This window comes from Mesorhizobium sp. AD1-1 (genome assembly GCF_020164655.1).
In the GTDB taxonomy this organism is placed as follows: domain Bacteria; phylum Pseudomonadota; class Alphaproteobacteria; order Rhizobiales; family Rhizobiaceae; genus Mesorhizobium; species Mesorhizobium ciceri.
The window spans coordinates 65900-84297 of record NZ_JAIUGP010000008.1 but is presented as its reverse complement, the minus strand read 5'-3'; the positions used below and the strand labels follow the sequence as shown (position 1 = coordinate 84297).

15 protein-coding genes are annotated in these 18398 nt (G+C 63.6%); 11 read left to right on the top strand and 4 right to left on the bottom strand.

Annotated elements, in window-relative coordinates:
* Nucleotides 1-10: 10 nt before the first annotated feature.
* From LB519_RS16910 to LB519_RS16885, 6 genes are all read left to right on the top strand, one after another.
* Nucleotides 11-1033 (top strand): zinc-dependent alcohol dehydrogenase, encoded by a 1023-nt coding sequence (locus tag LB519_RS16910; RefSeq protein ID WP_224620652.1) that lies wholly within the window; start codon nucleotides 11-13, stop codon nucleotides 1031-1033.
* A 32-nt stretch (nucleotides 1034-1065) separates the two neighbouring features.
* Nucleotides 1066-1797, top strand: a complete 732-nt coding sequence (gene hutC / locus LB519_RS16905) for a histidine utilization repressor (protein ID WP_013530484.1) — start codon at nucleotides 1066-1068, stop codon at nucleotides 1795-1797.
* A 29-nt stretch (nucleotides 1798-1826) separates the two neighbouring features.
* Nucleotides 1827-3125, top strand: a complete 1299-nt coding sequence (locus LB519_RS16900; RefSeq protein ID WP_224620749.1) for a hypothetical protein — start codon at nucleotides 1827-1829, stop codon at nucleotides 3123-3125.
* 200 nt (nucleotides 3126-3325) lie between these two features.
* Nucleotides 3326-4333 carry an ABC transporter substrate-binding protein gene (locus tag LB519_RS16895; protein ID WP_013530486.1) on the top strand — a complete coding sequence of 336 codons (1008 nt, stop codon included), beginning with the start codon at nucleotides 3326-3328 and terminating at the stop codon, nucleotides 4331-4333.
* Nucleotides 4334-4361: 28 nt separating this feature from the next.
* Nucleotides 4362-5210: an ABC transporter permease gene (locus LB519_RS16890; protein WP_013530487.1), complete on the top strand. Its 849-nt coding sequence runs from the start codon at nucleotides 4362-4364 to the stop codon at nucleotides 5208-5210.
* 10 nt (nucleotides 5211-5220) lie between these two features.
* The gene (locus tag LB519_RS16885) at nucleotides 5221-6000 is read left to right on the top strand and encodes an ABC transporter ATP-binding protein (RefSeq protein ID WP_224620651.1); all 780 of its coding nucleotides are present in this window, start codon (nucleotides 5221-5223) and stop codon (nucleotides 5998-6000) included.
* Between the two features lie 26 nt (nucleotides 6001-6026).
* On the opposite strand, the gene LB519_RS16880 is transcribed toward LB519_RS16885, so the two are convergent.
* The 4 genes from LB519_RS16880 to LB519_RS16865 form a co-directional block, all read right to left on the bottom strand.
* The gene (locus LB519_RS16880; protein ID WP_224620650.1) at nucleotides 6027-7919 is read right to left on the bottom strand and encodes an ABC transporter ATP-binding protein; all 1893 of its coding nucleotides are present in this window, start codon (nucleotides 7917-7919) and stop codon (nucleotides 6027-6029) included.
* Nucleotides 7919-9778 carry an ABC transporter ATP-binding protein gene (locus LB519_RS16875; RefSeq protein ID WP_224620649.1) on the bottom strand — a complete coding sequence of 620 codons (1860 nt, stop codon included), beginning with the start codon at nucleotides 9776-9778 and terminating at the stop codon, nucleotides 7919-7921. The genes LB519_RS16880 and LB519_RS16875 overlap by 1 nt, the downstream gene beginning before the upstream one ends.
* Nucleotides 9779-10069: 291 nt before the next feature.
* Nucleotides 10070-10486 carry a hypothetical protein gene (locus LB519_RS16870; RefSeq protein ID WP_024503942.1) on the bottom strand — a complete coding sequence of 139 codons (417 nt, stop codon included), beginning with the start codon at nucleotides 10484-10486 and terminating at the stop codon, nucleotides 10070-10072.
* A gap of 204 nt (nucleotides 10487-10690) precedes the next feature.
* Nucleotides 10691-12499, bottom strand: coding sequence for an ABC transporter ATP-binding protein (locus tag LB519_RS16865; protein ID WP_013530492.1), 1809 nt, complete (start codon nucleotides 12497-12499; stop codon nucleotides 10691-10693).
* Nucleotides 12500-12690: 191 nt separating this feature from the next.
* Between LB519_RS16865 and LB519_RS16860 the strand changes: the two genes are divergently transcribed.
* The 5 genes from LB519_RS16860 to LB519_RS16840 are packed head-to-tail and all read left to right on the top strand — an operon-like array spanning nucleotide 12691 to nucleotide 18364.
* Nucleotides 12691-14049 (top strand): LLM class flavin-dependent oxidoreductase, encoded by a 1359-nt coding sequence (locus tag LB519_RS16860; RefSeq protein ID WP_224620648.1) that lies wholly within the window; start codon nucleotides 12691-12693, stop codon nucleotides 14047-14049.
* A gap of 14 nt (nucleotides 14050-14063) precedes the next feature.
* Complete coding sequence (locus LB519_RS16855) at nucleotides 14064-14840, top strand: DUF427 domain-containing protein (RefSeq protein WP_024503939.1); 777 nt, start codon at nucleotides 14064-14066, stop codon at nucleotides 14838-14840.
* Between the two features lie 35 nt (nucleotides 14841-14875).
* Nucleotides 14876-16513 carry an ABC transporter substrate-binding protein gene (locus LB519_RS16850; protein ID WP_024503938.1) on the top strand — a complete coding sequence of 546 codons (1638 nt, stop codon included), beginning with the start codon at nucleotides 14876-14878 and terminating at the stop codon, nucleotides 16511-16513.
* 7 nt (nucleotides 16514-16520) lie between these two features.
* Nucleotides 16521-17480 (top strand): ABC transporter permease, encoded by a 960-nt coding sequence (locus LB519_RS16845; protein ID WP_013530496.1) that lies wholly within the window; start codon nucleotides 16521-16523, stop codon nucleotides 17478-17480.
* Complete coding sequence (locus LB519_RS16840) at nucleotides 17477-18364, top strand: ABC transporter permease (RefSeq protein WP_013530497.1); 888 nt, start codon at nucleotides 17477-17479, stop codon at nucleotides 18362-18364. Before LB519_RS16845 ends, LB519_RS16840 begins: the two co-directional genes overlap by 4 nt.
* Nucleotides 18365-18398: the final 34 nt, after the last annotated feature.

Here is an 18398-nt window from a genome sequence, read left to right as displayed (position 1 = left end):
ACCGATCGCGATGAAGGCGGCACGACTTTACGGGCCCTGCGATCTGCGCGTCGAAGACATCGCGACGCCGGGCGCGCCGGATGCAGGCTGGGTGAAGCTCAGGGTCGATGCCGCCGGCATCTGCGGTTCGGACCTGCATAATTTCCGCACGGGACAGTGGATAAGCCGGTCGCCTTCGACGGCCGGCCATGAACTCACCGGCACGGTGACCGCCACCGGCGCGGGCGTCGACGCCTTCGCTATCGGTGACAGGGTTGTCGCCGATTCCCGCTTCTGGTGCGGAGACTGCGCGCAATGCCAAGCCGGCAGGCGTCATCTCTGCGCGTCACTGGGCTTCGTCGGAGAGGTCTGCGACGGCGGTTTTGCCGAACAGGCGGTGCTGCCTGCACGGCTTTTGCATATCATCGGTGCCGGGCTCGACGAGCGGGTCGCGGCAATGGCCGAGCCGCTGGCGGTGGCGCTGCACGCGGTGCGGCGCCTGCCGAAAACGACAGGCTCCGTGCTGGTCGTCGGTTGCGGGCCGATCGGCGGTCTTGCCGCTCTGCTGTTGTCGCGGACCTTCGCCGGCACCGTGCTGATCGCCGACCGCAACCAGAGCCGCTGTGCCCGGGTGGCGCGGGTGACGGGTGCCCGGATCGTCGATCTGAGCCGGGACGCAGTTGCCGCCGCAACTGCCAATGCCCCGCTGCTCGCGGCCATCGAGGCGACCGGCAGCGTCGCGGCGCTCAATCAGCTGCTCGGCGTTCTCGATCCCGGCGGTACGATCGCCATGGTCGGCATCTTCCATGGCCGCCTCGACATTGATCCCAATACGCTGGTCGAACGCGAAATCGGGTTGCTGGGATGCCATGCCTTTGCCGACGAACTGCCCGAGGCCGTGCGGATGCTGGGTGAATTGAGCGAACCGCTGCTGGCGCTGATCGACCAGGAGATCGGCCTGGATGACATTCCGGCTGCCTATGAGCGGCTGTTGGCGGGGCGCAGCGACGGCTTGAAAACAATCATCCGCATGCGGCAACCTGTCGAGTCGTGATTTCCGATGAATCGCCGGAAAGGACTTTTGAAATGATCACTTTGCCCGACACCGCCAGCCCTCTTTACGAGAAGGTGAAGGACTACATCCTGGCAAATATCGGAACGGGCCGGTGGGGCAAAGATCGCAAGCTGCCGTCCGAGAATGAGTTGGTCGCTTCACTCGGCGTCTCGCGGATGACGGTTCACCGGGCGCTCAGAGAATTGACCTCGGCCGGGTTTCTGATCCGCCTGCAAGGTGTGGGAACCTTCATCGCGCCACCGCGGCCACAGTCGACGCTGATCGAGATCAACAACATCGCAGCCGAGATCGTCGAGCGCGGCAACAGACATCGTTCCGAAGTCCTCGTCCTCGAAACCATCATGCCGACAAAAGAGCTGGCGCTGTCGTTCGAATTTCCAAAGCGCGTCTCGATCTATCATTCCGTCGTCGTCAATTTCGAGAACGATCTGCCGGTGCAGCTCGAAGAGCGCTTCGTCAATCCGAGCCTTATCCCCGACTATGACAAGCAGGATTTTTCGAAGACGGCGACCTATGACTACCTCATGCAGAAAACCCCGGTGACCGAGGTCGAGCATATCATTTCCGCCATCCCGGCGGATGCCGAGACGGCGCGGCATCTGGGCATCGATGTCGGCGCCTGCTGCCTTTTCCTGCACCGCCGGACATGGACGGGCGCGGTGGTGGCGACGATCAGCAAGCTGACTTATGCCGGCAGCCGCTACTCGCTCGGCAGCCGCTATTCCCCTTCAAAAAGCAGCTGACGGAAGCAGGTCGAATGCAAGAGCGACAGATGACGCCGGCGCCGAGCCGCACGGCGCGGATCCGGGCACTCGCGCAGCATGATGTTGCCGAAGCACAAAGCGCGCTGGCGGCATTGCTGGGCGACCTGTTCGCGATGCGTCCCCGCAATGTCCGCATCAACTTCGATAAATACAGCCTCAATTCGTTGAACGGCTTCTTCGAGGACGACGGCAAGGCCTACTTCTTCAAGTTCCATCAGGAGGAGCGGGAAGAGGCGATGACGGGCGAGTATTACCGCGCCGAGATTCTGTCGCGCGCCGGCCTGCCGGTTGATCAACCCGTGCATATGTCGGCCCAACCGGGCGAGCAGATCCTTGTCTATCGGCGGCGCACGGATCCGAGGTTTTCGGATGTGCTGTTCGCGCTGGATGCGCAGGACGACGCCGGCAAACGGCGAGAAGCCGTTCTTGCCGAGCGCGACCTGTCGGCCAGGCTGCTCAAGGTCTATCTCGAAACGCTGCATCCGGTAACCGTCGAGGACGTGGCGGCGGAACCGATCCACAGGCTGTTTCATGAGCGGCTGATCGATGCCGACACGCGCTTGCCGCCAGGCGGCCGGCTGGCCGATTTCTATGTCGGCAAGCCGTTCGTCTTTCCCGGTGCCGAGCTGGATTGGGATCGGTTTTCCCGGCTGAAATTCGTCATCAATGGCGAGCAGTACACCGACAGCGTCGGTGAGCTTTTCGATGCCGCCGCAGTGCGCTTGCGGCCGGACCGGCTTGCCGATGCAGGCGGCGTGGTCGCGCATGGTGACGCCCACAACGCCAATGTCTGGTACACGGCGAAGGCGGGGAGGGCGGAGCTGTCCTTCTTCGATCCTGCCTTTGCAGGCTCGCATATCCCGACGCTGCTGGCGGAGGTGAAGGCGACGTTCCACAACATCTTCGCCCACCCGTTCTGGCTCTATGATCCGGCGACCGCGACCGAGGCTTTTCGCGCCCATGCGCGGCTGGACGGAAACCTGCTCCATGTCGACACGGACTGGGACCTGAGCCCCGTCCGCCGCGACCTGCTGGAGGTCAAGGCCACAGCGCTGTGGCGGCCATTGCTGCTTGAGCTCAAACGGCGCGGCATGCTGCCGGCCGATTGGCGCGCGGTGCTCCGGGCCGGTCTCTTCCTGTCGCCGACGCTGGTCATGAACCTGCGCGCCGGGGCGCGCAGCCACACGCCGGTTTCTTCCCTTATTGCATTTTCGGTGGCGGTCATGGTCGGCAGCGAACCTGTTGCCGGAACCGATCGGGTGACCGATTTTCTAGACCGGATCGATCCCGGAGAGCGTAAAAATTGAGTCTTTCCAACTTGTATATGCATGTATGTATTTTAGCCTTGACATCCGCTCCCGCTGACGCTGAAATATCCGCGCACTTCACCATGAAGTGGCAGGTAAGACGCCGAGGCACAGTGCCGCAAGAGCAGAAACCCGCAGTCTCACCGGACCGGCTACCTCAGTCAGAAAAAGCGGTCCGATCATCAAGGGGAACAAGGATGATGCGTAACCTAACAGGACAATTTCGCGCGCTCGTGATGGCCGCCGCCATCGGGCTCGCCGCCGCCCCGGCGGCCTACGCGGCCGACGCGGCCATTCCCACCACGCCCGAGGCAGGAGCGTTCAAGATCGGCATCGAGCCCTGGCTCGGCTATGGCCAGTGGCATGTCGCCGAGGCCAAGGGCCTGTTCAAGACGAACGGGCTGAGCGACGTCCAGATCGTCAACTTCGCCGAGGACAAGGACATCAATGCAGCACTTGCAAGCGGCCAGCTCGACGCCGCCAACATCGCCACCCACACGGCGATGGGCATGGTTGCGGCCGGCCTGCCGGTGAAGATCGTGCTGCTGCTCGACGTCTCCATGACCGCCGACGCGATCATCGCCGGCAAGGACGTCACCTCCATCGCGGACCTCAAGGGCAAGCAGGTGGCCTTCGAGGAAGGCACGACGAGCGACATCCTGCTCAAATACGCGCTCACCAGGAACGGCATGTCGATCGACGATGTGAAGCCGGTTCCGATGCCTGCGTCCGACGCCGGCAGCGCCTTGATCGCCGGCCAGGTGCCGGTCGCGGTGACCTATGAACCGTACCTCACCGTCGCCATGGCGCAGAACAAGGACCTCAAGCTGCTGTTCACCGCCGGCGAGGATCCCGGCCTGATCAGCGACGTGCTGGTGGTGCGTGACGAGGTGATCAAGTCGCGGCCCGGCCAAGTGCTGGCCATGATCAAGAGCTGGGACGCAGCGCTCAAGGACTACAATGCCGATACGCCCGGTGGGCGCGCCATCATCGCCAAGGCTGTCGGTTCGGACGTCAAGGACCTCAACACCGCCTTTGACGGCGTGCGTTACTACTCACTCGCCGAAAACAAGGCGGCGCTGACCGGTGATTTCACCACCAAGACCTTCGCCGATGTCGAAGCCGCCGCCAAGAACGCCAAGCTGCTGCAGGCCGATGTGACGCCGGAGCAGATGATCGACCCGTCATTCGTCAAGGCGGCGGAATGACCAAGGCCGGATCGCGGTGGTGACGCAGATGCCCGGGGAGCGTCCCGCTCAAACGGATCCGGCTCGTCCCACGAAACAGGCGAGGCGTCGCCGATCCTCCGGCATCGGCGTGCCCATCGCCAGGTCGCGCTTCCTGGTGATCGCGGTGGCCGTGTTCGTCGGGCTCGGCCTTGCCTGGTGGGCGGCGACCGGACTGGGGTTGGTAAAGCCGATCTTCCTGCCATCGCCGGGCAGCGTCGCTATGCAGATCGCCAAGCTCGCGGCCGACGGCACGTTGTGGCTGGACCTCAAAGCCTCGATGTACCGTATCTCCATCGGCTTCCTCATCGCCTCGGCCCTGTCGATACCGATCGGCGTGCTGATCGGCAGTTTCCGTTCCTGGGAAGCGGCCATCGAGCCGCTGGTGGATTTCATCCGCTACATGCCGGTCGTCGCTTTCGTGCCGCTCTCCATCCTGTGGGCCGGCACCGGCGATTCGCAGAAATTCCTGATCATCTTTATCGGCACGTTCTTCCAGCAGGTGCTGATGATCATGGACAATGTGAAACGGGTTCCAGCCGATTTCATCGGCCTTGGGCGCACGCTCGGCCTGCCGGATCGCAAGATCCTGACGCGCATCGTCGTGCCCAGTGCCTTGCCGGGCATCTGGGATACGCTGCGCATCAGCTTGGGCTGGGCATGGACCTGGCTGGTGCTGGCCGAACTCGTCGCCGCCACTTCGGGGCTCGGTTATCGCATCACCGTGTCCCAGCGCTATTTCCAGACCAACACCATCATCGGCTACATCCTGCTGCTCGGCCTGCTCGGCCTCATCACCGACCAGGTGATGAAGGCGCTGGAAAAGGTGCTGTTCAAGCAAGAGGGCCGCTCGCAATGAGGTCCAGCCGATGAGCCCCAAATTGCGGATCGCCGGCCTCCAAAAGAGCTTCGGCACGGGCGAACGGCGCACGGAAGTGCTGCGCGATATCAACCTCGATCTTGCCGACAACGAGTTCGTCTCCCTGGTCGGCACGTCGGGCTGCGGCAAGAGCACGCTGCTGTCGATCGTGGCCGGACTGCAGGACTTCGACGCGGGCGATCTCAGCATCGATGGCGCGCCGATCCTGCAGCCTGGTCTCGACCGTGGCGTCGTCTTTCAGTCCTACACGCTGCTTCCCTGGCTGACGGCGCGGCAGAACATCGAGTTTGCCCTCAAGGCCGCTGGTTACGATCGCCCGACCTGCCGCAGGATCGCGCTGGAGCATCTCGAACTCGTCAAGCTGTCTGGTAGTGCGGACCGCTATCCGGCCGAACTCTCGGGCGGCATGAAACAGCGCGTCGCCATTGCGCGTGCGCTTTCCTACCGGCCCAAGATGCTGTTGATGGACGAGCCCTTCGGCGCGCTCGATGCCTTGACCCGGCATCAGATGCAGGAACTGCTGACCCAGATCTGGGAGGAACACAGGTTGACCGTCCTGTTTGTCACCCATGATGTGGAGGAGGCCGTCTATCTGTCGGACCGCATCGTCGTCATGGGCATCGGCCCGGGACGTATCACGCAGACATTCAACGTGGATATCGAGCGCCCGCGCCGCGAAGAGGTGATGGAAAGCCCTGTATTCATGGATCTGCAACGCGGCGTGCACAAGGCCATCCGCGAGGGTTCAAAACGCCCGGAAATGGCCTAGGCGCCTGCGGTCGTTTGCAGGTCCAATCACGTCGCCTTGCCGACTGCCGCGTCCAGTTCCAGCTCGCCTTCCGAAATGTCGTCGAACGAGGCGTAGTTCATGTTGTAGAGGCGGGCGTAGAGGCCTTTTCTTGCCATCAGCTGTTCGTGGTTGCCGCTTTCGACGATCTCGCCGTTCTGCAGCACGATGATGCGGTCGGCGCCGCGGATGGTGGCCAGACGGTGGGCGATGACCAGCCCGGTGCGGCCTTCCAGCAGCGTGATCAGCGCCTTCTGGATCAGCATCTCGGTGTAGGAATCGATGCTGGCCGTGGCTTCGTCGAGCACCAGGATCTTTGCATCCGCCACCAGCGCGCGCGCAAAGCTGATCAGCTGGCGCTGGCCCAGCGAGAGATTGCCGCCGCGCTGCTCGAGTTCGGTATCGTAGCCATCTGGCAGGTTCTCGATGAAATCGTGCGCGCCGACGGCTTGTGCGGCGCGGACCACCTCCTCGCGGCTGGCTGATGTCTTGTGGTAGCGGATGTTTTTCAGCACCGAGCCGGAAAACAGGAACGGCTCCTGCAGCACCATCGCGACCTGATCGCCGAGCGAATCCTGGGTCAGGTCACGCACATCATGGCCGCCGACCAGAACCTCACCCGACCAGACATCGTAGAAGCGGTGCACCAGCGCCATCGAGCTCGACTTGCCCGATCCGGTCGGGCCGACCAGGGCCACGGTCTCGCCCGGGTTGACGCGGAAGGAGATGTTCTTCAGCACCGGCTGGTTCGGCCTATAGCCGAAGGTGACGTTCCTGAACTCGACCGAGCCGTCCATGTCGCGCGACAGCGCCACGGCACCGTGCCTGTCGCTGACGTCGACCGGTACGTCGAGCACTTCGGAGATGCGCTGGCCCGAAGCCATGGCTCGCTGCATGACGCTGTATTGCATGGTCAGCGAGCGGATCGGGTCGAAGAAGCGCTGGATGTAGAACAGGAACGCCACCATGACGCCGATGTCGAGGCTGTGCGAGAGCACCATCGACCCGCCGACGACGATGACAGTTGCCATGGCGATGCCGGTCAGCGTGTCGACGATCGGCACCATCACCTGCGCGTATTTCGCCGACCTCAAATGGGCATTGAGGTTGGCCAGCACCTTTTCGTCGTAGAGGTCGAAATTGACGTGCTGGCGCTCGAGGCTCTGCACCGTGCGCACGCCATGGATGCCTTCGGCCAGTGCGCCGTTGGCGATCGAGTTGGTTTCGTGCGCGGCCATGAAGGCGACCTTGGCGCGCGGCAGCCAGAAAAGGCGCACGATGAACAGCACCGGCATGGTCGACAGCGTCAGCAGGCCCAGCCGGAAATCGAGCCACAAAAGCACGCTGACAATGCCGAACAACAGCACGATGTCGCCTACCGACATCACCGATGTTTCGAGGAATTCCTGCATCGAATTGACGTCGCCCTGCAGGCGCGACATCAGCCGGCCGACCTCGGTCTTGTCCATGAAGCTCAGCGAGACCCGTTGCAGATGGCTGAACATGGCGCGGCGCAGGTCCGACAGCACGTTTTCGGCCACCTTGCCGACGACGCTTTCCTGCACATAGCTGGCAGCATAGTTGATCAGGATGATCACGGCGAAAGCGCTGATCGCGGCGATCATCACCGATTGGTCGAGCTTGCCAGCCGTCATGCCGTGGTCGATGGCGTAGCGGATGACCAGCGGGATCGCCAGTTGCGTCAGCGTGAACACCAGCACCGCGGCGACTGAGATGAAAATCCGGTTCTGATACGGCCTCACGAAGCTCCAGATACGCCGCACGATGCGAGGGTCATAAGCTTTGCCGAAGACCTCTTCGTCGTCGCGGTGCGAGCCCACGACCGCCTTTGTCGGTGGCCCGCTGGTGTCTTCCTCCTCGTCGTCGGCCGGTGTCTGCATCACGCGGCTCCCGCCACGGGCCGCTCATCGTCCGGCCGCAACTGCAGGTCATGGAGCGCGCGGTAGCGTCCACCGAGCGCCAGCAACTCCTCATGCATGCCGCGCTCGACGATCCGGCCGCCCTCGACGAACAGGATCTGGTCGGCATGCATCAGCGAACTCAGCCGGTGCGAGATGATGAGTGTCACGCGATCCCTGGCGAAGCGTTTCATCGCTGCCCGGATCCGCTGTTCGGTGCCGGCGTCGATGGCCGCGGTGGAATCATCGAAGACCAGCACGGACGGCCGCAGCATCAGGCTGCGGGCGATGGTCAGGCGCTGCCGCTGGCCACCGGAAAGCGACGCGCCGCGCTCGCCGACGACTGTGGTGTAACCGGCTGGGAGGCCCATGATGTAATTGTGCAATTGGGCGTACTCGGCTGCCTGCCCGATGCGGGTCTCGCGCGCCCAGGGATTGCCGTAGGCGATGTTGTTCTCGATCGAGGTGGTGAACAGGAACGCGTCCTGCTGCACGACGCCGACCGCCTTGCGCAACGATTGCAGCGTCGCGTCACGGATGTCCTGGCCATCGATGGTAATCGCACCTGACGTAACGTCGTAGAAGCGCGGGATCAGGTGCGCGATGGTCGACTTGCCGCTACCCGGCGGACCGACGATGCCGATGGTCTCGCCGGACCTCGCCTCGAAGGAGATGCCCGACAGAGTCGGCCGGTCGCCCGCGCCCTCGTAGCGGAAGCCGACATTGTGGAAGCGCAGCACGCCATCGGTGACGACGAGATCCTTGGCGCCGGGCGCGTCCTCGATGTCGAGTTCGGCGTCGAGCAGTTCGAATAGCCGGCTGCCGCAGGTCGAGGCGCGCGCGAAGGAATTGACCATCAGCCCGAGCTGGCGCACCGGCATCTGCAGGATGGTCATGAAGGTAAGGAACTGGGCGAGCGTGCCGACGCTGATCTGACCCGCGATCACCTTCTGGCCGCCGAACCAGAGCACCAGCCCCATGGCGACCAGGAAGGAAAAATTCATGGCGCTGGTGTTGGAGACGCGGATGTCGACGCGCCGATTGGCAAGCTCCAGCGCCGACAGCTTGGCGCGGTCGAATTTGTCGAGCTCATGTCGTTGCGCCGCGAAGGCCCGCACGACGCGGATGCCGCCGAGGTTCTCATCCATCACCCGGCTCAGCACAGACAGCCGCTCCTGCAACGTCAGCCAGGTGCTGCGCAGTTTGAGCTGGGTGACCGAGGACCGCCAGGCAACAAACGGCACGAAGCTCAGGCTGAGCAGCCCGAGCATGAGATCGGTGCTGATCAGGAGATAGGCGCCGACGCCGATCAGCACGCCGAGCAGGACGACGCGCAGGATGCCGGTTGAAAAGAACATGCGCACGCCGTCGAGATCGAGCAGGCCGAGCGTGATCAAATCGCCGGTGTGGACCCTGTCGTGGTAGGCGAAGCTCAGGCGCTGGATCTTCTCGTAGAAAGCCAGGCGCAGTTCATAGCCGGTGCGGTGGCCTACGGCCTCGCCATAGTAGTTCTGCGCCATGGTGAAGAGGCCGCGCAGGATCGAGACGACGAGCAGCGTCAGCGCCGTGTTCCACAGCGCCTGTTCCGCCGCAGCTCCGGCACCCGCGGCCATCACACCTTGCGCCTGGTCGATGGCGCGTCCCAGCAGGCGTGGAATGAAAAGCTGCAGCGTCGCGGCAATGAAGGTCGAGACGATGGTGATGGCGACCTGCCAGGGATGGCGCAGTGTCATGCGCACGATACGAAGCAAGGTGCTGAGGCCCTTGCCCCAGGACGCTTCCGCGACGTGAGCAAACGATTTGCCGCGCTCCGGCGCGCTGCTGGTTGCTTGCGTGTTCAAGGAAAATATCCAAACCAATCCGGACGTTAGCCCGGACTAATAAAGCAGACTCAATGTGAGCGGTTGACTTGGCGCTATGTTACGCGGGTCTGGCTTGGCCCTTCAAGAGCCAATGCCGGCATCGCACTGTGCCTGAAGGAAAGCGAACATGCGGCTGTGACCCGGCTGGCACCAGCGGCGGAATCCTGCCGATCTTGCCGAAGGGCGTTGGCCGGACGAGGCCAGCGCCCGGCTGTACGCAAGCGCCGGCCGGACGGCATGCGACCTTCCATCCGGCCGGAATCCGGTTTGCTAGGCAGGTATCAGGACGGCGATCCGATGCACGCCGACCTCCTTGCTTGTATTTGTCGCCTCGTCGGTCTTGCCTTTGGCGCAGGTGTACATGTCACCCGTCTTGAGCTTGAATTCCTTGTCGGCCTTCTTGATCGTGAACGCACCTGAAGCAATGGTGCAGACCATATCGTTGTCCATCACCATCTGAGGCGCGTGTGCGCCGGGCTGAAACACCACGTCGACAATTGCGATGCTCTTGTAGGCGGGAATGTCGGAGTTGCCGGTGCTGACCTCAACCACCCTGACACCGGGCGCAATCTCCTTGCCTTCCTTCGGGCCGTATTTCTTCGCTGATGCCGCCAGGGTGAACAGAGGCGTTATCGCGGCAGCCGTCACACCGAGAGCAATTGCAGACCTGCGATTCATGGTTTTCATCGCATCCTCCCACATGTTCGCCATGAACGAATGTGCATGGCTGAAATATATTAGCATAAACGAATGTAATTGTATGCGAGGAAGCTCCCAACCCCGGCATAGCCGCGTGAACTTGGCGGCAGCCGTCAGAGAGGTTCGTACATCGACCATCTGCTTGCCGCAAAAACCCCGCCGCGGCGGACCTTCGGACTGCTGTTGAGCCGCTCAAAAACCCTGGCCGTGCCGCCAGCAGGCGATCCGGTGGCCGGCCGCGACCTCTCGGGCCGGCGGCTCCGCCTTTCGGCAGTCGGGCAGGACCAGCGGGCAGCGGTCGGCGAAGGAGCACCCCGTATTCGGGACGCCGGCTGCCTCGATCTCGATTGGAGCGGATAGTCTCGGCGCAGCTTCGTCGGAGGACGCAGCCAAAAGCAGGGCCGTATAGGGGTGGTTGGGGCCGCGAAAAATCTGGTCGGAGGAGCCGGTTTCGACCAGGCGTCCGCGATAGAGCACGCCGATCCTGTCGGCCATGTAGCGCACCACCCTGAGGTCGTGGCTGATGAACAGATAGGTCGTGTCCTTGTCGCGCTGCAGGTCGTTGAGCAGGTTGAGAACGGTCGCCTGGACGGAGACGTCGAGCGCGGAGGTCGGTTCATCGAGCACGACGACCTTCGGCACGCCGGCGAAGGCGCGCGCGATTGCCGCCCGCTGCCGCTGGCCGCCGGACAGCGAACGCGACTTCTGCTCGGCCGTGGCGCCGGCGAGGCGAACCGATTGCAGCAGGTCGCCGACGCGGGCTCTCACTTCGCTGCGGCGCAGGCCGGCGAGCCTGCGCAGCGGGCGGCCGAGGATCGTGCCGATCCGCTGGCGCGGATTGAGCGTGCGATCCGGCGACTGGAAGACCATCTGCACGTCGCGGCGTTCGGCAAGGTTTCTCTTCTCGACGCGCGGCGCGACCGTCCTGCCGAACAGTTCGACCGATCCGGCGCTTGGCGTCTGCAGACCGGTGACGATCCGTGCCAGGGTCGACTTGCCAGAACCGGACTCGCCGATCAGCCCGAAGGTCTCGCCCTGGCCGATGTCGAGATCGACGTGGTGCAGCACTGGCTGGCTGCCGAAGGCATGACTGATGCCTTTGCAGGCGATCGCGATGCGGCGTTCTTTTGGCAGGCCGGCGTCTTCGCCTTGGGCCATTGGGTGCGCTGGCACGCCGTCCGTCTCCGCCAGTCTTCCGTCCCGCTTGGTGTAGTTGAGCGCCGGGATCGAGGCGATGAGCGCCTTGGTGTAGGCGTGAGAGGGGTTGTCGAAGACATCGCTCGCAACGCCGCTTTCGACCACGGTTCCCGCCTGCATCACCGCCACCCGGTCGCAGGAGCGGCGGATCATATTGATGTCGTGGCTGATCAGCAGGATGCTGGTTTTGTGATCCTTGCGTAAGTCGGAGAGGATGGCGATGATCTCGGACTGGACGCTGGCGTCGAGCGCCGTCGTCGGCTCATCCAGCACCAGCAGCGACGGGTCGAGCGCAATGGCAATGGCGATGTTGGCGCGCTGCTGCATGCCGCCGGAGAGTTCGTGCGGATAGAGATCCAGCACCCGCTCCGGATGGCTGACCCGGACGCGGCCGAGCAGTTCGGCGGCGCGCCCGCGCGCCTCTTCGAGGCGAACCGGGCGATGCCGCATGACCGTCTCGGTGATCTGGCGGCCGATCGTCATGCTTGGATTGAGGGCAGCACCGGGATGCTGGTAGACGGCGGCGATATGATTTCCCCTGAGCCGGCGCAGCTGCTCGGCGGAAAGGTCGCGGATTTCGCGGCCCTGGAATTCCAGCGCCGACGCAGTGATGCAGGCGTTTTTCGGCAGATAGCGCAATATGGCGAGCGCCACCGAGCTTTTGCCCGATCCCGACTCGCCAACCAGGCCGAGCGCTTCGCCTTCGCCGATGTGCAGTGACACGCCGCTGACGGCGGGATGCGATCCCTTGCGCCCGTCATAGGCCACGGACAGCTGGTCTACGTTCAGAACCGAGGAGGACATGGGGACTTGAAACCACTTTCTTCCAGCGCCGCCATCGAGGGCAATCGCTTCCGCTTTCGCAATGCATTATCTCTATAAAATTACTCGGATTAAGCCGGAGCGCAATCTACCTTTCTCGCATCAGCAGAGATTGTCGCCATCTGCCGAGGCAGCGCGACGGTCTCCGGAGTAGATCTGGAAGGAGGCCCGGCATGGCTCGAGACCACATGATCCTCAGCGCATTCTTCTTCAACCCGCAGGGCGATCATCGGATGTCGTGGCGCCACCCGAGGGCGCCGGGGCGGGAGGTGCTGGATTTCGAATTCTACCGCGATCTCGTGCAGGCGGCCGAACGCGCCAAGATCGACACCATCTTCGTCGCCGACCACGTGTCGATCTGGGATTCAGTCAAGAGCGGCGTCGCCCATTACGCCAATGCCCGCCTCGAACCGCTGACGCTGCTATCGGCGCTGGCTAGCGTGACCAAGCATATCGGCCTGATCACCACGGCGTCGAGTTCCTACAGCGAGCCGTACAATGTGGCGCGCATGTTCGCCTCGCTCGACCATATCAGCAAGGGCAGGGCGTCGTGGAACGTCGTCACCTCGGCCATGGATGAGGAGGCGCGCAATTTCGGCCGCGACGGCAATATCGAACATGCTTTCCGCTATGAGCGCGCGGCCGAATTCCTCGATATCGTCAAGGCGCTGTGGGACAGCTGGGAAGACGAGGCGCTGCTGATCGACAAGGCGTCAGGCCATTTCGCCGACCCCGACAAGGTCCATCCCATCGATCACAAGGGCAAGCACTTCAAGGTGCGTGGGCCGCTCAACGTCTCGCGGCCGCCGCAAGGCCATCCGCTAATCGTCCAGGCCGGCTCGTCCGAAGATGGCAAGAACTTCGCCACCGCCCAGGCCGATGCGCACTTCGCCATCTACAGCACCAAGGAGGATGGCATCAAATACCGTCAGGACATCAACGAGCGGCTGGCCCGCCACGGCAGGCGGCCGGAGAGCTTCAAGATCCTGCCCGGCATCCTGCCGATCGTCGCCGCCTCCGAAGCGGAAGGCCGGGAAAAGCAAGAATACCTGCAGACCTTGCTGCCGGATCAGGTCGGCATCGACCTTCTGTCGAGCTGGAGCGGGTTGGACCTGTCGCTGTTCCCGCCGGACGGGCCGCTGCCGCCGCTGCCGGACGAAAGCACGTTCAATGGCGGGCGCACATCGCTCAACCGGGTCAAGCAGTGGGCGAAGCAGAATCTCAGCCTGCGCGAGATCGCGCGCAAGCTCGCCAACAGCGGTTCGGTGCCGACGGTTGCCGGCACGCCGGTACAGATCGCGGACCAGTTGCAGGACTGGTTCGTTTCGGGTGCCGCTGACGGCTTCAACCTGATGTTCCCGCTGCTGCCAGAAGACTGGGTGAATTTTGCCGAACAGGTGGTGCCGGAGCTGCAGCGGCGCGGCGTCTTCCCGACCGAATACGGGCCGGGAACGCTGCGCGACCGTTTCGGCCTGGCGCGGCCCGCCAACCGCTTCGCCGAGCAGCGCGACAATGCGCGTGCCGTGTCCTGACCGGAAGAACGATCATGACCGTCGCACCAAGATTGCAGCCACGCGAAGCGACCGCGCCGCAGCTCGTCAATGTCCTGCACAGCCCCAAGCGTGTGCGCGTCAAATTCGGCGGCCGCACCATCGCCGACAGCCGCAACGTGCTGGTGCTGCGCTCCAACCATTTCCTGCCGATCTATTTCTTCCCGCCGTCAGCGGTCGACCCATCGGTGCTGAAACCTTCGCTGCATCGCGAGCCGCATCCGGTCGGTGGCGAGACCGCCTATTGGGATATCGACAGCGGCGACAGGCGCAGCGCCAACGCGGCGTGGTCGTTCGTGTCGCCGCCGGATGAAAACCTGGCGCCGCTGGCCGGCCGCATTGCATTCACCTGGAAGGCCGTCGACCAGTGGTTCGAGGAGGAAGAGGAAGTCTTCGTCCACGCCCGCGATCCCTATGCACGCATCGATGTTCTGCAAAGCTCGAGCCATTTGCAGATCTGGTTCGACGGCGAGCCGATCGCCGACAGCCACCGCCCGGTGCTGCTGTTCGAGACGCATCTGCCGACGCGTTTTTATCTGCCCGCGGAAGACATCCGGCTGGAGCGGCTGACGGCGTCCGTCACCACGACGCGATGTCCCTACAAGGGCATCGCCTCTTACTGGTCCGGCCTGCTGAGCGACGGTTCGGTGCGCCCTGATATCGCCTGGAGCTACCGGGATCCCATTGAGGAAATGCCGAAGATCAAGGGCCTCATCGCCTTCTATCCGCAGGCCGTCGACCGCATCCATCTCGACGGCGAGCCCGTCGCATAGATTTTCAATCTTCATTTCAAAGCAGGGGTTTCAAAATGACCAGACGCAGAGATATCGACGCAGTTCGCAATCTGTCGGGGGACATCTGGAATGTCGCCGTCGACGAACATCAGGGCGGCTTTCTCAAGCGCCGCGATCTCCTCAGATATGCCGCACTGCTCGGCCTGACCGGCTTTGCCGCCTCGCAGGGATTGGGAGGCGCGCGCGCCGCGGCTGCCGGCGGCGGCACGGTTCGCGTCGGGCTCGGCCAGCCGACCAAGGCGATCGATCCGGTTTCGGTCACCGATCCGGCCAGCATCGGGGTGATCAGCCAGGTCGGCGAGTATCTGATCCTCGACGATCCGAAGGATGGTCTGCAGCCGAAGCTGGCTCTGTCCTGGGAGGCCAACGAGACGGCCAGCCGCTGGACCTTCAAATTGCGGCAAGGGGTAAAATTCCACGATGGCCGCGCGGTCACCGCCAAAGACGTTGTGGCGAGCTTCGAGCGGCTGGTCGATCCGGCCAGCGGCTCGTCGGCGTTGTCCGCCTACAAGGGCATCCTGTCCAAGGGCGGCGCCAAGCTGGTCGACGACGAAACCGTCGCCTTCGATCTCGACGGTCCGAACAGCAACTTCCCGTTCTATGTCTCCTCCGACGTCTACAATGCCGTCATCCTGCCTGCCGACTATGCCGGTGATTTCGAGAAGACTTTCAACGGCACCGGTCCGTTCAAGCTCGAATCCTTCCGCCCCAAGCAAGGCGCCAGCTTCGTGCGCAATGAGAATTACTGGGGCGACAAGGCGCTGCCCGACCGGATCGAGATCAAGTTCTTCGACGACGAGCAGGCACAGGTGCTGGCTTTGCAGGCCGGCCAGCTCGACGTGATCCCAAGCACGACGCGGCTGGAGCTGGCGATCGAGGGCAATCCCAACTTCAAGCTGCTGAGCGTGCAGGCGAGCTCGCACGACCAGGTGCATCTCAGGACCGATCAGGCGCCGTTTACCGACAAGCGCATCCGCCGCGCGCTGGCGCTCACGATCGACCGAGAGGCTGTGGTCAAGGGCCTGCTCAAGGGCCGCGCCATCGTCGGCAACGACACGCCGTTCGCGCCGATCTTCCCCTCGGCCGATCCATCGGTGCCGCAGCGCAAGCAGGACATTGCCGAGGCCAAGCGGCTGCTTGGCGAGGCGGGCGTGCCCAACGGCTTCGAGGTGACGCTGACCACCGAACGCGCCTATGACATTCCCGACTATGCGGTCATCATCCAGAACTTCGCCAAGAAGGCCGGCATCGACGTCAAGCTCAATGTCCTGCCGCAGGACGCCTATTACGGCTCGGCGACGTTTGGCAGTTCGCCATGGCTGGATTCGGTGCTCGGCATCACCGACTATGGCCACCGCGGCACGCCCGACATCTTCCTCAACGCCACGCTAAAGAGTTCGGGAGCTTGGAATGCGGCACATTTCAACAACCCGGCCTATGACGCGCTGCTGCTTGACTACTCGAAGGCGCGCGACCTGCAGGCACAGCGCCTTGTTGCCCGCAAGATCCAGACCTTGCTGCTCGACGAGACGCCGGCGATCATCAGCTACTTCTCGCAATACAGCCGCATCGTCAGCTCCAAGGTCGAGGGCGTGCGCTTCACCGCAATTTCGCATCTCCTGCTCGACCGCGTTTCCTTCGTCCAGGCATGATCGCGACATGCTGACCGGTCGCATTCTGTCAGCGCGTGTGGGCACACTTGTCCTCACGCTGTGGCTGGTCAGCATTCTGGTGTTCTTCGCCGGGCAGGTCCTGCCCGGCGATGTCGGCCGTGTCATGCTCGGGCCTTTTGCCGACGCGCAAGCGGTGGCGGAACTGAACAAGCGGCTAGGCGCCGACCAGCCGGTTCTCGTCCAGTATTGGCTCTGGTTCAGCAAAGCGGTCACCGGTGACTTCGGCACCTCGCTGTCGATGCGCGGGCCGGTGGCGCCCTTCGTGCTGGAAAGCCTCAAGCGCTCCGCGGCGCTTGCCGGGATTATTTTGCTCTTCCTCGTGCCGCTCGGCGTTGGTGCCGGCGTCATCGCCGGTCTCAATGCGGGCCGCCTCATCGACCGGCTGATCGTGATGGCGGGCGTCTCCTTCGGCATTGTGCCTGATTTCGTTTCCGGCCTGATGCTGCTCATCGTTTTCGGCCTGTGGCTGAACTGGTTCCCGATCTCCGGAGTTGCGCCCGATGGCGCGGGCTTCTGGACGCATGGCTATTATCTGATCCTGCCGGCGCTGCCGCTGGTGCTGAACCTTTCCGGCTATATCGCCCGGATGACGCGAGCAGGCGTGATCGAGGCGATCGCCGCCGATTACACGCGCACCGCCGTCCTGAAAGGGCTCGAGCGGCGCGAGATCATCTTTCGGCACGTGCTGCGCAATGCGCTGACGCCGACCGTCGCGGTGCTGGCGACGCAGACCGGATACATGCTGGGTGGGCTGGTGGTGATCGAGGCGTTGTTCGGCATCCAGGGACTTGGCAATCTGGTCCTGAACGCGGCCAAGGCCCGTGATTTCCCGATGCTGGAGGCAGGCGTATTGGTGATGGCGGCCATCTTCGTGCTGTCGGCGGCGGCCGGCGACCTCTTGCTGGCGCTGCTCGATCCGCGGCAACGCCGCCGGACCTCGCCATGACGGATCTGGCCGAGTTTCCCGCACTGCAGCGCGCCGTGGCGGGCTTTTCGGCAGTGCGCCGGATTCGCAGTGCTTTCGCCGGATTGCCGCCGTCGGTCGTGGTCGGATTGCTGCTGCTTTTGTTCTGGGTCGCTTGCGCCATAGCAGGCAACCTCTTCGTTCCCTACGATCCCTATGCCGAGGATTTCCTGGCGACGCTGACGCCGCCCGATGCGCTGCACTGGTTCGGGACCGATCAGCTCGGCCGCGATGTGCTGTCCCGCATCATCGTCGGTTCGCGCGACATCCTGCTGGTTGCGCCGCTGGCGACGCTGGCCGGGGTTGCCGCCGGCAGCATCATCGGCCTGGTGCTCGGCTATTTCGAGGGCCTCACTGATGCCATCGGCGCGCGGCTGCTCGATACGCTGATGGCGTTTCCGTTCATCGTTCTCGTCACCATGACGCTGGTGGCGATCGGCCCGTCGAACCTGACCGTCATCCTGGTGATCGGCATCGCCTACGCGCCGCTGGTGGCGCGCACCGTTCGCGCCGCCGTGCGTGAGCAGAAGCAGCGCGACTATGTCAGCGCCGCGCGGCTTGGCGGTGAAGGCCCGCTCGCCATCATGTTCCTGGAGATCCTGCCCAACATCAGGGAAACGATCCTCATCGAACTCGTCACAAGGCTGGGCTACGCGTTCTTCTCGATCGCGACGCTGAGCTTTCTCGGCCTCGGCATTCAGCCGCCATCGGCCGACTGGGGACTGGCCGTCGCCGACGGCTATGGCTTCCTGACCGGCGGAAAATGGTGGGTCGTCGTCTTCAATTCCGGGGCAATCGTCTCGCTGGTGATGGCGACCAACCTGATCGCACAAGGCATTGGCGCCTTCGAGAATAGCGATGCATGAGCCTTGATCCGGGCGCCAAAAAATCTCTTTTGCA

Bases quoted from the DNA above. Each gene is read 5' to 3' on its own strand.
- hutC (WP_013530484.1), top strand. From the start codon at position 1,066: ATGATCACTTTGCCCGACACCGCCAGCCCTCTTTACGAGAAGGTGAAG.
- LB519_RS16860 (WP_224620648.1), top strand. From the start codon at position 12,691: ATGGCTCGAGACCACATGATCCTCAGCGCATTCTTCTTCAACCCGCAG.
- LB519_RS16865 (WP_013530492.1), bottom strand. From the start codon at position 12,499: ATGTCCTCCTCGGTTCTGAACGTAGACCAGCTGTCCGTGGCCTATGAC.
- LB519_RS16885 (WP_224620651.1), top strand. From the start codon at position 5,221: ATGAGCCCCAAATTGCGGATCGCCGGCCTCCAAAAGAGCTTCGGCACG.
- LB519_RS16870 (WP_024503942.1), bottom strand. From the start codon at position 10,486: ATGAAAACCATGAATCGCAGGTCTGCAATTGCTCTCGGTGTGACGGCT.
- LB519_RS16880 (WP_224620650.1), bottom strand. From the start codon at position 7,919: ATGCAGACACCGGCCGACGACGAGGAGGAAGACACCAGCGGGCCACCG.
- LB519_RS16855 (WP_024503939.1), top strand. From the start codon at position 14,064: ATGACCGTCGCACCAAGATTGCAGCCACGCGAAGCGACCGCGCCGCAG.
- LB519_RS16900 (WP_224620749.1), top strand. From the start codon at position 1,827: ATGACGCCGGCGCCGAGCCGCACGGCGCGGATCCGGGCACTCGCGCAG.
- LB519_RS16895 (WP_013530486.1), top strand. From the start codon at position 3,326: ATGCGTAACCTAACAGGACAATTTCGCGCGCTCGTGATGGCCGCCGCC.
- LB519_RS16840 (WP_013530497.1), top strand. From the start codon at position 17,477: ATGACGGATCTGGCCGAGTTTCCCGCACTGCAGCGCGCCGTGGCGGGC.
- LB519_RS16890 (WP_013530487.1), top strand. From the start codon at position 4,362: ATGCCCGGGGAGCGTCCCGCTCAAACGGATCCGGCTCGTCCCACGAAA.
- LB519_RS16845 (WP_013530496.1), top strand. From the start codon at position 16,521: ATGCTGACCGGTCGCATTCTGTCAGCGCGTGTGGGCACACTTGTCCTC.
- LB519_RS16910 (WP_224620652.1), top strand. From the start codon at position 11: ATGAAGGCGGCACGACTTTACGGGCCCTGCGATCTGCGCGTCGAAGAC.
- LB519_RS16850 (WP_024503938.1), top strand. From the start codon at position 14,876: ATGACCAGACGCAGAGATATCGACGCAGTTCGCAATCTGTCGGGGGAC.